This window comes from Thermus brockianus (assembly GCF_021462505.1).
In the GTDB taxonomy this organism is placed as follows: domain Bacteria; phylum Deinococcota; class Deinococci; order Deinococcales; family Thermaceae; genus Thermus; species Thermus hydrothermalis.
In genome coordinates, this window is the sequence record NZ_JAKEDV010000005.1 from 121,632 (window position 1) to 135,000 (window position 13,369).

General features: G+C 68.2%; 14 protein-coding genes (1 of these 14 running past the window's edge). 8 read left to right on the top strand and 6 right to left on the bottom strand.

What is annotated here, in order from left to right; translation table 11 throughout:
- Positions 1-14 precede the first annotated feature (14 nt).
- Positions 15-2,318: a penicillin acylase family protein gene (locus LXN00_RS07710; RefSeq protein ID WP_234507035.1), complete on the top strand. Its 2,304-nt coding sequence runs from the start codon at positions 15-17 to the stop codon at positions 2,316-2,318.
- Here the strand turns inward: LXN00_RS07710 and LXN00_RS07715 are convergent.
- The gene (locus tag LXN00_RS07715) at positions 2,315-4,405 is read right to left on the bottom strand and encodes an AAA family ATPase (protein WP_234507036.1); all 2,091 of its coding nucleotides are present in this window, start codon (positions 4,403-4,405) and stop codon (positions 2,315-2,317) included. The genes LXN00_RS07710 and LXN00_RS07715 overlap by 4 nt on opposite strands.
- A gap of 68 nt (positions 4,406-4,473) precedes the next feature.
- On the opposite strand from LXN00_RS07715, the gene glgC reads away from it, so the two are divergent.
- Genes glgC through LXN00_RS07745 form a run of 6 tightly spaced genes read left to right on the top strand, consistent with a single transcriptional unit; the run spans position 4,474 to position 9,426 of the window.
- The gene (gene glgC / locus LXN00_RS07720) at positions 4,474-5,718 is read left to right on the top strand and encodes a glucose-1-phosphate adenylyltransferase (RefSeq protein WP_234507038.1); all 1,245 of its coding nucleotides are present in this window, start codon (positions 4,474-4,476) and stop codon (positions 5,716-5,718) included.
- A 2-nt stretch (positions 5,719-5,720) separates the two neighbouring features.
- Complete coding sequence (locus LXN00_RS07725; protein ID WP_234507040.1) at positions 5,721-6,407, top strand: SagB/ThcOx family dehydrogenase; 687 nt, start codon at positions 5,721-5,723, stop codon at positions 6,405-6,407.
- Positions 6,408-6,433: 26 nt separating this feature from the next.
- A complete protein-coding gene (locus LXN00_RS07730) occupies positions 6,434-7,108 on the top strand; it encodes a response regulator transcription factor (protein WP_234507042.1) in 675 nt (224 codons plus the stop codon).
- A complete protein-coding gene (locus LXN00_RS07735; RefSeq protein ID WP_234507043.1) occupies positions 7,108-7,479 on the top strand; it encodes a gamma-glutamylcyclotransferase family protein in 372 nt (123 codons plus the stop codon). Before LXN00_RS07730 ends, LXN00_RS07735 begins: the two co-directional genes overlap by 1 nt.
- Entirely contained in the window at positions 7,476-8,789 is a 1,314-nt protein-coding gene (locus tag LXN00_RS07740) for a glycogen synthase (protein WP_234507045.1), read from the top strand. The genes LXN00_RS07735 and LXN00_RS07740 overlap by 4 nt, the downstream gene beginning before the upstream one ends.
- Before the next feature lies 1 nt (position 8,790).
- A complete protein-coding gene (locus LXN00_RS07745; protein WP_267962718.1) occupies positions 8,791-9,426 on the top strand; it encodes a tetratricopeptide repeat protein in 636 nt (211 codons plus the stop codon).
- Here the strand turns inward: LXN00_RS07745 and dusA are convergent.
- The 5 genes from dusA to LXN00_RS07770 are packed head-to-tail and all read right to left on the bottom strand — an operon-like array spanning position 9,331 to position 13,127.
- Positions 9,331-10,350, bottom strand: a complete 1,020-nt coding sequence (dusA, locus tag LXN00_RS07750) for a tRNA dihydrouridine(20/20a) synthase DusA (RefSeq protein ID WP_234507049.1) — start codon at positions 10,348-10,350, stop codon at positions 9,331-9,333. The two genes, LXN00_RS07745 and dusA, sit on opposite strands and share 96 nt — an antisense overlap.
- Positions 10,343-11,365: a 4-hydroxy-3-methylbut-2-enyl diphosphate reductase gene (gene ispH / locus LXN00_RS07755; RefSeq protein ID WP_234507050.1), complete on the bottom strand. Its 1,023-nt coding sequence runs from the start codon at positions 11,363-11,365 to the stop codon at positions 10,343-10,345. Before ispH ends, dusA begins: the two co-directional genes overlap by 8 nt.
- Position 11,366: 1 nt before the next feature.
- Positions 11,367-11,948 carry a hypothetical protein gene (locus LXN00_RS07760; protein WP_234507053.1) on the bottom strand — a complete coding sequence of 194 codons (582 nt, stop codon included), beginning with the start codon at positions 11,946-11,948 and terminating at the stop codon, positions 11,367-11,369.
- Positions 11,936-12,127: a hypothetical protein gene (locus LXN00_RS07765; protein WP_071676913.1), complete on the bottom strand. Its 192-nt coding sequence runs from the start codon at positions 12,125-12,127 to the stop codon at positions 11,936-11,938. Before LXN00_RS07765 ends, LXN00_RS07760 begins: the two co-directional genes overlap by 13 nt.
- Positions 12,128-12,134: 7 nt before the next feature.
- Entirely contained in the window at positions 12,135-13,127 is a 993-nt protein-coding gene (locus LXN00_RS07770) for a polyprenyl synthetase family protein (RefSeq protein WP_234507054.1), read from the bottom strand.
- 17 nt (positions 13,128-13,144) lie between these two features.
- On the opposite strand from LXN00_RS07770, the gene LXN00_RS07775 reads away from it, so the two are divergent.
- On the top strand, positions 13,145-13,369 hold the 5' portion of the coding sequence (locus LXN00_RS07775; protein WP_234507056.1) for a DMT family transporter. Its footprint extends 606 nt past the window's final position; only the first 225 of its 831 coding nucleotides appear in the window; the start codon lies at positions 13,145-13,147; the stop codon falls past the right edge of the window.

Here is a 13,369-nt window from a genome sequence, read left to right on the forward strand (position 1 = left end):
GCTTGCCACCAAGTATGAAACGCTTCTTGCGGGTTTTGGCCTGGCTCCTGGTGGGCCTGGTGGCCTTTGGGTTTTTGGGGGGCGTGGGCGGCCTCGTCTACCTTCGGGCCTCTTTGCCCCGGGTGGAGGGGCGCATGGCCCTAAAGGGGCTTTCCGCCCCGGTGGAGGTGGTGCGGGACCGGCACGGGGTGGTGCGGATAAGGGCGGGAAGCCTAAAGGACCTCTTCTTCGCCCAAGGCTTCGTCCACGCCCAGGAGAGGCTTTGGCAGATGGAGTTCCAGAGGCGGGTGGGCCAGGGGCGCTTGAGCGAGGTCCTGGGGGAGGCCACCCTGGCCCAGGACCGGTTCCTGCGCACCTGGGGGTTTTACCAGGCGGCAAAGAGCGCCTACGAAAGGCTTTACCCCGAGGAGAAGGAGGCGGTGGACGCCTACGTGGCCGGGGTGAACGCCTTCCTGGCCTCGGGGGCCCCCTTGCCCCCCGAGTTCGCCCTCCTCGGCTTCCGCCCCGAGCCCTGGCGGGGTCCCGACGTCTTGGTCTGGGCCAAGATGATGAGCTTTGACCTCTCCGGGAACTGGGAGGAAGAGCTCCTCCGCCACCGCCTCCTCGCCCGGGGGGTGAGCCCGGAAAGGCTTTTAGAGCTCCTTCCCCCTTACCCCGAGGACGCCCCCACCGTGCTAAGTGCCGAGGACCTGCGGCTTCCCCTAAAGCGGGAGGAGGCCCCAAGCGCCCTCCTCCGCATGGCCCCGCCCCGCTTCCTCGAGGCCAGCAACAACTGGGTGGTTTCGGGAAGCCGTACCGCCACGGGGAAGCCCTTCCTGGCGGACGACCCCCACCTAGGCCTCCAGGCCCCTTCCCTCTGGTTCCTCATGGCCCTCGAGGCCCCCGGCTACCGGGCTATAGGCGCCTCCTTGCCCGGGGTTCCCGGCATCGTCATCGGCCGCAACGAGCGCATCGCCTGGGGGGTGACCAACGTGGGGGCGGACGTGCAGGACCTCTACCTCCTGGAGGAGACGGGGGGCGGCTACCGCTATAGGGGCCAGGTCCTCCCCTACCGGGTGCGGGAGGAGGTGGTCCGCATCAAGGGGGGGAGGGAGGAAAGGCTTAAGGTGCGGGAAACGGTCTACGGCCCCGTGATCACCGACGCCCTAAAGGACCCCCCCAAGACCCCCATGGCCCTCCGTTGGGTGAGCCTGGACCCGGAGGACCACATCCTCATGGCTTTCTTGGGCATTAACCGGGCTAAGAACTGGGACGAGTTTAGGAAGGCCCTGGCCCACTACTCCGCCCCTAGCCAGAACTTCGTCTACGCCGATACTGAAGGCAACATCGGCTACATCGCCCCCGGGAAGTTCCCCATCCGCAAGGAGGGGCACACGGGCATGGTCCCCGTGCCGGGAAATGGGGAGTGGGACTGGCAGGGCTACCGGAAGCCCGAGGCTTGGCCCATGGCGCTCAACCCCAAGGAGGGCCTCTTCGTCACCGCCAACCACAAGGTGACCCCCAAGGGCTTCCCCTACGCCCTCACCTACGACTGGGCCGAGCCCTACCGGGCGGAGCGCATCCTGGAACTCCTTAAGGCCAAAGAAAAGCTCACCCTGGAGGACATGAAGGCCATCCAGCAGGACCAGAAGAGCCTCCTCTTCCGGGACTTCCGCCCGGCCCTGGAGGCCCTAAACCCCCTTTCCGAGCGGGCCCGCGCCTGGCGGGACAGGCTCCTCGCCTGGGACGGCACCATGGCGCCCGCCTCGGAGGAGGCCCTGGTCTTCGCCCTCTGGTACACGGAACTCACCCGGCTTCCCGAGCGGGAGGTGGGGGAGGCGTACTGGGACGAGCCCCGCTACCTCCTAAAGGCCCTGAAGGAGGGGGACAAGAACTGCGACCAGCCGGAAACCGAGTACCCGGAAACCTGCCTGGACTACGCCGCCTTGGCCCTGGAAAGGGCCTTGGACCGCAAGGAGGCGCTTAAGGCCAAGACCTGGGGCGAGGTCCACCGGGCCACCTTCCGCCACCTCGTCCTCACCCACACCCCCTTGCGGCGCCTTTCCGACCGCCAGGTGGCCTTCGGGGGGGACCGGTACACGGTGAGCGTGGGCCCCTTTGACCCCCAGGCCCTCACCATGGACAAGGGGCCAAGCTACCGCCAGATCGTGGACCTCTCCAACCCCGAGGGCTCCCTCTTCGTCCACCCCATGGGCCAGTCGGGCCACCCCCTCTCCCCCCACTACGCCGACCTTCTCCCCCTTTGGGCGAAGGGGGAGTACCTCCCCATGGCCTTTGCCGGCGAGGGGAAGACCCTCCTCCTGGAGCCCGGCCGCTAGCCCTTTTCCTCCCCGTTTTCCAGGCTCTGGAAGTGGGCCAGGGTTTCCCGCACCTTCTCGTGCACCCAGTAGGCCTTGCGGCCGAAGAGGAGCTCTAAGGCCTCGTCCACCCCCTCCACGGCGTAGAGGTGGAACATTCCCTTCTCCACCGCCGCCACCACCTCCTCCCGCAGGGTGAGGTGGGGGAGGTTGGCCTTGGGGAGGACGACCCCTTGGGTACCCGTGAGCCCCAGGGCCTGGCAGACGCGGAAGAAGCCCTCCACCTTCTCCGCCACCCGCCCCACCGCCAAGACCCGGCCCGTCTGGTCTATGGCCCCGGTCACCGCCAGGTCCTGCCTCAGGGGAAGGCCCGAAAGGGCGGAGAGCACCGCCAAAAGCTCGGCAAGCCCCGCCGAGTCCCCCTCAATCCCGCCATAGCTCTGCTCAAAGACCAGGCTCACCGTGGCGGAAAGGGCCCCGATCTGGGCGTAGGTCCCCCGGAGGTAGCCCGCCAGGGTGAGGACCGCCTTGTGGAAGACCTGGCCGCCCAAGCCCACCTCCCGGTCAATGGAGAGGATGCCTTCCCGCCCGGGGCCGGCCTGGGCGGTGATGCGCACGGGGCGCCCCGTGGGCCAGGGGCCCTCCACCACCACGAGGCCGTTCACCTCCCCCACCCGCTCCCCCTTCACCTCCAGGGCCACCACGCCTTCCTTGAGGTCCTGCAGGTAGAGCTCCTCCTCGAGGCCAAACCGCTCCTCCCGGTCCCGAAGCGCCCTTCGCACCGCCTCCCGGTCCAGGGGCTTGCGGTGGGCCTCCGCCTCCTTGGCCAGGTCCAGGAGGCGGAAGAGGCGGGCGTCCAGCCGTTCCCGGTGCCCCGCCATGCGCCGGGCCTCGTCCGCTAAGGCAGCGAGCCCCTCGGGGGTGAGGGCGATCCCTTCCGCTTCCAAAAACCCCCCCAGGTAGGCCACGTTCTCCTCCGTGTAGGGGATTTCCGGGGCGAACTCCACCCGGAAAGGGAATAGCTCCAAAAACTCCTCGTCCTCCTCCAGGAAGGCCATGACCTCCGGGGGGCCCACCAGGAAGACCTGGGCCTTGAGAGGGGCGGGCTTGAGCCTCGGGCCCCTCACCTCGGGCCGGGGGGCGAGGGGCTCCACCTCCCCCGTGGCCAGGGCCCGCTTGAGGAGGGGGTAGCTCCCAAGCTCCAGGACCCGGTGCGCCTCGAGGACCAAGACCCCCCCCGTGGCCCGATGGAGCGCCCCGGGGCGCAAAAGCCCCAGGTGGGTGGTGAGGGCGCCTTCCCGCACCTCGTACTCCAGGTGGCCGAAGAGCCTTTCCGGGGTGGGGTTGGGCTCGTGGACCACCCGCCTCCCCCCGGCCAACAGGAGGCGGGGGAGGAGTTTTTCCGCCTCTAGATCCTCCTCTAGCGCCGCGGCGCGCAGGAGATTTTCTAGAAGCCAATCCAAATAGCGCCCCGCTTGGAGGAAGCGGGCCTTGAGTTCCTGCGCCTTGGGCAGGAGGAACCGCTCGGCGAAGCCCCGCCTGAGGGCGGCCACCTGGGCCTGGGCCTTCTGCCGCAGGTCCACGTAGGCCAGGACGGTCTCCTCCAGCTTGGCGGAAAGCTCAGGGGGCAGGGGGCCTTGGCCGGAAAGGGTAAAGCCGCCCTCTTCCGCCTCGAGGGTGAAGCCCTGTTCCTTGGCCTCCTCCGCCAGGGCTTTTAGGAGGGCTTCCGCCTCCTTCTCGTAGCGGGCTTCCACCAGGCTTTTGGCGTAGAGGAAGCCCTTCTCCCGGAAGAGGGCGGGGGTGAACTCGGCGAGGAGGGCTTCCACGCCCTCCACCAGGGCCCGGCCCTCCCCCTCGGGCAGGAGCAGGGGAAAGGCCTCCTCCCCCAAGGGGAGGTAGACGAGCTCTTCCTTGGGGAAGGGCCTGCCTTCCAGGTAGGCGAGGAGGCGCTTGCGCTTGCCCAGGCCGCTCGGCCCCACCAGGTAGCCGTGCCCCCCTTGGCGGAAGGCGCTTTCCAGGGCCTTTAGGGCCCGCTCCTGGCCGAAGAAGGGAGGGGCGGGCCTGGGCTTCGTGGGCGGGGTGAACCAGGTGAGGTGGAGAACCCGCATCGGCCCCCACTATACCCGGGAACTGGGTCCCTTTGGCCTAGGGTAAACTACGCCCAAAGGGGGACGGCATGGTCAAGGTGGAGGTTCTGGGGATGATTCTGGCGGGGGGGCAGGGGAGCCGCCTCTACCCCCTCACCGCCAAGCGGGCCAAGCCCGCCGTGCCCTTCGGGGCCAAGTACCGCATCATTGACTTCGTTCTCAACAACTTCGTGAACTCCGGCATCTACGCCATCTACGTCCTCACCCAGTACAAGGCTCAGTCCCTCACGGAGCACATCCAGCGCTACTGGCGCTTTGGCGCCTTTCTGGAGGACCACTTCATCCTCCTCGTCCCCGCCCAGATGTACCGGTACGAGGAGCTTGGGCCCGTGTGGTACCGGGGTACGGCGGACGCCATCTACCAGAACCTGCACCTGGTGCAGAACCATGCCCCCCAGGCGGTGGCCATCTTCGGCGGGGACCATATCTTCAAGATGAACGTCCGCCACATGGTGGAGTACCACTACGAGAAGCGGGCGGACATCACCATCGCCGCCTACCCCGTGCCCGTGGCGGAGGCGGGCCGCTTTGGCGTCCTCCAGGTGGACGAGGAGTGGCGCATCACCGAGTTCCAGGAAAAGCCCAAGACGCCCAAGCCCCTGCCCACGAAGCCCCACCTGGCCCTGGCCTCCATGGGCAACTACATCTTCCGCACCGAGGCCCTCTTTGAGCTTCTGGAGGCGGATGCCCGGGACGAGGCCAGCTCCCACGACTTCGGCAAGGACGTCATCCCCCGCGCCCTCAAGGAGGGGTACCGGGTCTACGCCTACGATTTCCACCGGAACCCCATCCCCGGCCAAGAGGGGCCCAACCTCTACTGGCGGGACGTGGGGACCCTGGACGCCTACTTTGAGGCCAGCATGGACCTGGTCAAGGTCATCCCCGAGTTTGACCTCTTCAACCCCGAGTGGCCCCTCAGGACCGCCAACCTCTTCAGCCCCCCGGCCAAGTTCGTCCACGAAACGGGGGAGCGGGTGGGCCGGGCCCTCAATAGCCTCCTCGCCGGTGGGGTCATCGTGAGCGGGGGGACGGTGCGGGAGTCGGTCCTGTTCCGCCGGGTGCGGGTCAACTCCTACAGCCTGGTGGAGCGCTCCGTGCTCTTTGACGACGTGGAGGTGGGGCGCTATTGCCGCATCAAAAACGCCATCATTGACAAGAACGTGAAGATCCCGCCCCACACGGAGATCGGCTACGACCTCGAGGCCGACCGGGCCCGCGGGTTCACCGTGACCCCGGAAGGGGTGGTGGTGGTGCCCAAGGGGTACCGCTTCTAGCCATGGAAAAGCACCCCGGCAAGCTCTTCTACCGCCTCTCCCGCCTCTACCCGGGGGACGAGCTTCCCCTAAAGCGCAAGCCCAAGGCCAAGGTCTACGCCAACCCCCTGGAAACCCAGGCCCTGCCCTCCTTGCGGCCCGAGGGGGGGCCGCCCCTCTTCCGCACCCTGGCCCACCTCAGGCCCGCCTTGCCCGAGGTGGGGGCCGCCATCACCCTAAAGGACCTCTCCCAGCTCCTCCTCCCCTTGGCGGAGCGGGAGGGGCTTCGGGGCTTCCCCTCCGCCGGCGAGGCCTACCCCTTGGAGGCCTACCTGGTGGCCCTCAAGGTGGAAGGGGTCTTCCCCGGGGTCTACCACTACTTTCCCAAGGAGCACCAGCTTTTCCAGCTTTCCTCCAAGGCGGAGGCGGGGGCCTGGGCCGAGGCCCTTTTTGGCCTTTCCCCGGAACGGGCGGCGGCCCTTTTGGTCTTGACCTTGGTTCCGGAAAGGAGCGAGGCCCTCTTTGGCCTTCGGGGCTACCGGTACGCCCTTTTGGAGGCCGGCTACGCCGCAGGCCTGGTCCTCCTGGCCGCCGTGGGCCTGGGGCTTGCTGCATATCCGGCGGAAACCTTTTACGATGAGGCTGTGGCCCGGCTTCTGGGTTTGCCCGAGGGGGAGTACCCGGGGGTGGTTATTCTGCTTGGGCGGTAAGGGAAAGGCGTATTTGGGAAGGGATTATGGCGCACATTCTCTTGGTGGAGGACGACCCCCAGGTGGGGGAGTTGGTGAAGCGGTTTTTGGAAAGGGAAGGGCTGGCGGTGGATTGGGCCCGCACGGGCAAGGAGGCTTTGGCGAAGGCCTTTGAAGGGGGCAAGCCGGACCTGGTGGTCCTGGACCGGGGCCTGCCGGACATGGAGGGCCTCGAGGTCCTCAAGGCCCTCAGGGACCTGGACCCCCTCCTTCCCGTCCTCCTCCTCACGGGCCGCGCCGATGAGGATAGCCGGGTGGAGGGGCTCTTGGAAGGGGCGGACGACTATCTGGGCAAGCCCTTTTCCCTCAAAGAACTCCTCGCCCGCATCAAGGCCCTCCTGCGCCGGGCAGGGAAGGAGGGGAGGCGGCGCTTTGGGCCTTTGGAGCTAGACCTGGAGGCCCGCAAGGCCTACCTGGAAGGGGAGCCCCTCAAGCTTTCCCCCACGGAGCTCAGCCTCCTTTTCGCCTTAGCCCAGGTGCCCGGACGGGTGTACACCCGGGAAGAGCTCTTGGAACGGGTCTGGGGTGGGGACTTTGAGGGCTCGGAGCGGGTGGTGGACGCCTACGTGCGCCTCCTCCGCAAGAAGCTCAAGGACGACCCCCACGCCCCCCGCTTCATTGAAACCGTGGTGGGGGTGGGGTACCGCTTCCTGGGGGAGTAGTGGAGCGGGTCTTCGTCTACGGCACCCTCAAGCGGGGGGAGAGGAACCACGCCCTGGTGGCGGGAAGGGTGCAAAGGGTCGTCCCCGGGTACGCCGAGGGCTTTGCCCTTTACCACCTCCCCCCAGGCAGGGACAGGCCCTACGCCTACCCCGCCATGGTCCCGGGAGGGGGGCGGGTGTACGGGGAGGTGCTCTTCCTTCCCGAGGAGGCCCTACCCCTCCTGGATGCCCTCGAGGAGGAAGGGGAGGAGTACCGGAGGGAGCGCATCCTGGTCCAGACGGAGGAGGGCCCCATGGAGGCCTGGGCTTACCTCTACCTTTTGGACCTGGAGGGGGCCCTTCCCCTCCCTAAGGGGGTGTGGCCCCCATGAGGGTCCTCTTCGTGGCCCCCGAGGCGTACCCCTTGGTGAAGGTGGGGGGGCTCGCCGACGTGGTGGGGGCGTTGCCCAAGGCCCTAAAGCCCCTCGGGGTGGAGGCTACCCTCCTCCTTCCCTGGCACCGGGGCCTCGCCGCCCGAGGGGTGGGGGAGGTGCGCTTCCCCTTCGCCGGGAAGGAGGCCCGGGCGCCCTTGGGGGAGGGGTGGGAAGGGGGGGTGCGCTTCCTCCTCCTGGGGGTGGAGGGCTTTGACCGGGAGCGGGTCTACGGCTACCCCGACGACCCCGAGCGCTACCTGCGCTTCGCCCGGGCGGCGGCGGAGGTGGCCCGGGGCTTTGACCTGGTCCACGCCCACGACTGGACGGCGGCCCTCCTCGCCCTCTACGCCCCCACGGTCTACACCATCCACAACCTGGCCCACCAGGGCCTAGTGGACCCGGGCCTTTTCTTCTTCCTCACGGGGCTTCCCTGGAGCCTATTCCACATGGAGGCCCTGGAGTACCACGGGAAGGTGAACCTGATGAAGGGGGGGATCGTCTTCGCCCGGGCCGTGACCACGGTGAGCCCCTCCTACGCCCAGGAGATCCAGACCCCGGAGTTCGGCATGGGCCTGGACGGGGTCCTGCGCAAGCATGCGGACAAGCTTTGGGGCATCCTGAACGGCCTGGACCTGGAGGTCTACGACCCGGCCCGTGACCCCCACCTTCCCACCCCCTACTCCCGGGAAGACCCCTCCGGCAAGGCCCTCGCCCGGGAGGCCTTCCGCCAAAGAAGCGGCCTAAAGCCCCCCATTCTCGCCTACATCGGCCGCCTGGACCCCCAGAAGGGCCTAGACCTGGTCCTGGAGGCCCTGCCCCGCTTTTGGGAGCTCGGTTTCAGCCTCTACGTCCAGGGGGTGGGGGAGGAAGCCCTGGCGCAGGCCTTTCAGGAAGCGGAGGCGCAAAACCCAGGGCGGGTGCGCTTCGTCCCCGCTTACGATGAGGCCCTGGCCCGCCTGGCCTACGCCGGGGCGGAGGCGGTCTTGGTGCCGAGCCGCTTTGAGCCCTGCGGCCTGGTGCAGATGATCGCCCAGCGCTACGGCACCCCCCCGGTGGCCCGGGCGGTGGGGGGGCTAAAGGACACCGTGGAGGACGGAAAGACCGGGGTTCTCTTCCAGAGCTATCACCCGGAAGGCCTTCTCTACGGGGTCTTGCGCCTCTTCCGCCTCGGGGCCGAGCCCCTGGGGCTTAGGGGCATGGGGAAGGACTTTTCCTGGGAGAAGCCGGCGAGGGCCTACCTCGAGGTCTACCGCCGCGCCTTGGGCTAGGATGGGGGGCGTGGTGGCGGAGCTTAAGGCTAAAGCCTTGGCGGGGGATAGCGAGGCGGAAGCCCTCTTGCGCTTCCTCGCCCTCCTGAGGGCCAAGGACTACGCCGCCGCCCGGGCCTACGCCGAGGGCTTCCCCGAGGGGCTAAGGGAAAGGCTCCTTGCGGGGCTTGCCCTTTTGGAAGAGGCCCCCGAGCGCCTGGAAGACCCCCTTTTCCTAGCGGAGCGGGAGGTGCTTTTGGGCGTGCGGGCGGTGGGGGAGGGGAGGCGGGAGGAGGCGGAGGGCCATTTCCAAAAGGCCCTGGCCTTGGACCCCGAGCACCACCGGGCCCTCACCAACCTGGGAACGCTCTACCTGGAGCGGGGCGAGCTAGAGGCGGCCTTGGACCTCTACCAAAAGGCTTTAAGGCTTGCCCCGGAAGACCCTCTCCTGCACGAGAACCTAGCCGCCCTTTACAAGCGGAAAGGGGACCTGGACAAGATGGTGGCCCACATGAAGCGGGCCACCCGGCTCAAGATGGCCCCCCCGCCCGCCCTGGACCCCCTAACCGGCAAGCGGGTGCGAAGGAAGCGGGTGCCCCTTTGGGTGTGGGTGTTCCTCCTTGCCCTCCTCGCCTACCTTCTCCTCCATAAGCCTTAGGGCCTGGTCCAGGGCCTGGAGGGAGCGCCCTTCGGCGAGGATGCGCCGCCAAAGCCTTCCTCCGGGCATTCCCCGGAAGAGGCTTAGCAGGTGCCGGAGCACGGCCCAAGGCGGCGTGCCCCTATAGAGCTCCTCCTCCAGGTAGGCCCGCATCCGCCATGCCACCCCTAGGCGGCTTGGCCTGCGGTTTAGGCCGTACACCTTCCGGTCCGCCTCCTCCAGGACGAAGGGGTCCTCGTAGACCGCCCGGCCGAGCATGGCCCCGTCCACCTTGTCCAGGTGGGCCAGGGCCTCCTCCAGGGTGCGCAGGCCCCCGTTGAGGACGAAAAGGAGGTGGGGGAAGTCCCCTTTTAGGCGGTGGACCCATTCGTGGCGCAAGGGGGGGATGGCCCGGTTGGCCCGGGTGGAGAGGGAGAGGAGGGCGCTTCGGGCGTGGACGATGAAGGCCTTGGCCCCCGCCTCCGCCAGGCCCTCCACCAGGCGGGCGAGTTCCGGGTAGGTTTCCTGGCCCTCGAGGCCAAGCCGCAGCTTCACCGTGACCGGTATCCGCACCGCCTCGGCCATGGCCTGGACCATGGCCGCCACCCGCACGGGGTCCCGGAGGAGGCAGGCCCCATAACCGGCTTGCTGGGCCTTCTCCGAGGGGCAGCCCAGGTTGAGGTTGATCTCGTCGTAGCCGAAGGCTTCCCCTACCTGCGCCGCCTGGGCCAGGCGCTCGGGGTCCTTGCCCGCAAGCTGCAGGGCGATGGGGTGTTCCTCGGGGCGGTAGGCGAGGAGGCGCTCGGGGTTGCCCTTTAGGACCCCTTGGTCCACGGTCATCTCGGTGTAGAGCCTCACCCCAAGGCTCACCTGGCGCACCAAAAAGCGGAAGTGGCGGTCCGTGCGGTCCACCATGGGGGCCACGGAGAGCCTCAGGTCAAGCACCCAAGACCTCCTCCGGGGGGATGGGCCTGGGCTCGCGGAAGCTGATGTGCTCCCACTCCCCTTCCTCCACCACCAAAAGCCCCGGGTTGGCCGCCCTTAGGCGGGCCACCACCTCCTGCACCAGATCCTCGGGGGTGCTGGCGGCGGAGGTGAGGCCGAGGCTTCTCACCCCGGAAAGCCACTCGGGGCGGAGCTCCTCAGGGCGTTCCAGGCGGTACGCCCGGCCCGTGAGCTCCTGGGCCAGTTCCAAAAGCCGCATCCCGTTGGAGGAATGGGGGCTAGTGAGGACCAGGAAGGCCTCCACCCTGGGGGCGATGCGCTTCACCGCCTCCTGGCGGTTCTGCGTGGCGTAGCAGAGGTCTTTGCGGGCGGGGACCACCAGCTTGGGGAAGCGGCGCTTCAGGATTTCTATGGTGGCCAGGGTGTCGTCCACGCTCAGGGTGGTCTGGGTGAGGACCACCACCCTTTCGGGGTCGGGCACCGTCACCGTGCGGGGATCGGCCAGGCGGGGGTCCTTGCCCACGTGGGTGTGCACCGCCACCAGGATGGTCCGCTCCGGGGCCTCCCCGTAGGTGCCCTTGATCTCCTGGTGGTCGGCGGAGTCCCCCACGAGGAGGATCCAGTACCCCTCCTTGGCGTAGCGCCGGGCCTCCGTGTGCACCTTGGTGACCAGGGGGCAGGTGGCGTCCAGGATGTGGAAGCCCATCTCGGCGGCCTTCTTGCGCACGGCAGGGGGGTGGCCGTGGGCGGAAAAGACCAGGGTGCCCGCAAGCCGCCTTTCCCGCCTCAGGCGCTCCAGTTCCGCTAGGTCCTCCACGAAGTGGACCCCCTTGGCCCTGAGGCGCTCCACCACCACCCGGTTGTGGACGATCTCGTGGTAGACCACCAGCTCCCCTTGGTCCCGCAAGGCCTCCGCCCAGCGCTCCACCGCCTCAATGGCCATCACCACCCCGGCGCAGAAGCCTCGAGGCCGCGCCAGGTAGAGGCGCTCAAGCCCCCCGTCCATGCCCTCCATTCTAGGCGCTCGGGCCTTCCGCCTTTAGGAGCTGGGCTGCCATCTCCTTGGCGAAAGGGGTTTGCGCGCGGGCAAGGGCCTTCTTGGCGGTTTCCTTGCCCTTGCCCCCTGGGCGGAAGGCCTCCTGGGCCAGGGCCAAAAGGGCCAGGGCGCTTGCGGGGAAGGGCAGGCCCGCCTGTTCCAGGAGGCCCAGGCCTTCCCCATAGCGGTGGAGGGCGGTCCGGGCGTCCCCTTGGAGGAGGGCCTGGCTCCCTTCTTGAAAGGCCCGGGCCGCCCGCAAGAGGCCTTCCCCCTCCACCAAGGGCTCGCCCGCTTCCGCCGAGGCGAAGGCGGCTTCCAGAAGCCTTTCCAGGGCCAAGGCCCTTTCGCCCTCGGGAAGGAGGGGGTAGCGCTCCCGGAAGAGGGGGGCGAACCAGGAGAGGCGCAAGGGGCGGGCCAGGCGGAAGGTTTCCCCCTGGACCACGAGCTCCTCCCCCAGGGCCCGAAGGAGGGGCGCCAGGGCGGGGAAACGGGCCCGTACCCTTTCCCGGCTCGCCTCGCCGTGGAGGGCGAGGAAGAAGCGGAAGTCCTCTACTCCTTCCACGCCTCCACTTCCTTGTACTGCACCAGGGCGGCGAAGAGGGGAGAGGGGCCCTCGGCCACGGAGAACTTCACGTCCACCAGGACCACGTTTTCCGGCAACTCCTCCACGAAGCGGTTGAGCCGTTCTTGGAAAATGTCCTGGTCGTTTCCCGTGATAACCTTAAAGCGCACCCCCTGCATGGCCCCATTATGCCCTGCGCTCCACCAGGGCGCCCAGGATGTCCTCCAGGTACCTGCGGGCTTCCGGCACGGGGAGGGTTTCCAGATGGGGCAGGAGGGCGGCGTAGCCTTCTTGGGCTAGCCTCTTGGCCTCTTCCCTGGCAAAGGCCACGGCTCCTGAGGCGCTTAGCCTTTCCCAAAGCCAGCGCACCTCCCCTTCGGGCTTTTCCTCCCGGGGGAGGCGCAGGAGGGCCTCGGCCCTTTCCCTTTCCTCCGGGCTTGCCCCTTGGAGGAAGCGGAGGAGGATCAGGGTGCGCTTGCCCTCGTAGAGGTCCCCGGCGAGCTCCTTGCCGTAGGCTTCATTCCCTTCCAGGTTGAGGACGTCGTCCACGATCTGGAAGGCCACGCCCAGCTTCAAGCCGCCTTCCTCGTAAGCTTTGGGCGGGTCCTGGCCCACAAGGAGCGCCCCCAGGCGCAAGGGGGCCACGGCGGTGTAGTAGGCGGCCTTGTGGGCCACCATCCCCAGGTAGTCCTCCGGGGCGAGGTCCAGGCGGCCCTCGAGGGTCCAGGAGAGGTCCAGGTGCTGCCCGTAGGCGGTGCGGCGCACCACCTGGTGGAACTCCCGGAGGACCCTTCCGTCCCAAAGCCCCTTTTCCACCCCCTCCAGCAACAGCCCCCACATCTCGGCGTGGAGGGCGTCCCCGGCGTTCAGGGCGAGGGGCATGGGGTAGAGGCGGTGCAGGGCGGGGCGGCCCCGGCGCTCTTCGGAGCCGTCCTCAATGTCATCGTGGATCAGGACCCAGTTTTGGAAAAGCTCTAATGCGGTGGCCAAAAGGAGGGCCGCTTCGTGCCCCGCCCCGTGGGCGAGGCTGCTGTAGTAGACGAGGAGGCCGCGAAGCATCTTTCCGCCCCGCCTGGGGTAGTCCTGGAGGAGGGCCTCGTAGGCGGGGTCTTGGTGGCGCAGGTGGGCGAGGAGGCGCTCCTTTAGGGCCTTTCGCACCTCATGGGGCGCGGGCGTCATGCTATACACTTTAGGCCATGCGCGGGTTAGCCGCAGGCCTCCTCGCCCTCAACCTCGTCACCCTCATCTGGGGCACCACCTTCGTGGTGGTGAAGGGGGCGGTGGGGGAGATGGCCCCAAGCCTCCTCGTGCTCCTTCGCTTCCTGGTGGCGAGCGCCTTTTTCCTCCCCTTTGCCCTGCGCCTCCCCAAGGGCATCTGGGGCCCGGGACTTGAACTCGCCTTCTGGCTCCTTTTGGGTTAC

Coding starts and splice junctions, on each gene's coding strand:
- LXN00_RS07715 (WP_234507036.1), bottom strand. CDS start 4,405: ATGCGGGTTCTCCACCTCACCTGGTTCACCCCGCCCACGAAGCCCAGG.
- glgC (WP_234507038.1), top strand. CDS start 4,474: ATGGTCAAGGTGGAGGTTCTGGGGATGATTCTGGCGGGGGGGCAGGGG.
- LXN00_RS07765 (WP_071676913.1), bottom strand. CDS start 12,127: ATGCAGGGGGTGCGCTTTAAGGTTATCACGGGAAACGACCAGGACATT.
- ispH (WP_234507050.1), bottom strand. CDS start 11,365: ATGGAGGGCATGGACGGGGGGCTTGAGCGCCTCTACCTGGCGCGGCCT.
- LXN00_RS07745 (WP_267962718.1), top strand. CDS start 8,791: ATGGGGGGCGTGGTGGCGGAGCTTAAGGCTAAAGCCTTGGCGGGGGAT.
- LXN00_RS07710 (WP_234507035.1), top strand. CDS start 15: ATGAAACGCTTCTTGCGGGTTTTGGCCTGGCTCCTGGTGGGCCTGGTG.
- LXN00_RS07730 (WP_234507042.1), top strand. CDS start 6,434: ATGGCGCACATTCTCTTGGTGGAGGACGACCCCCAGGTGGGGGAGTTG.
- LXN00_RS07770 (WP_234507054.1), bottom strand. CDS start 13,127: ATGACGCCCGCGCCCCATGAGGTGCGAAAGGCCCTAAAGGAGCGCCTC.
- LXN00_RS07740 (WP_234507045.1), top strand. CDS start 7,476: ATGAGGGTCCTCTTCGTGGCCCCCGAGGCGTACCCCTTGGTGAAGGTG.
- LXN00_RS07725 (WP_234507040.1), top strand. CDS start 5,721: ATGGAAAAGCACCCCGGCAAGCTCTTCTACCGCCTCTCCCGCCTCTAC.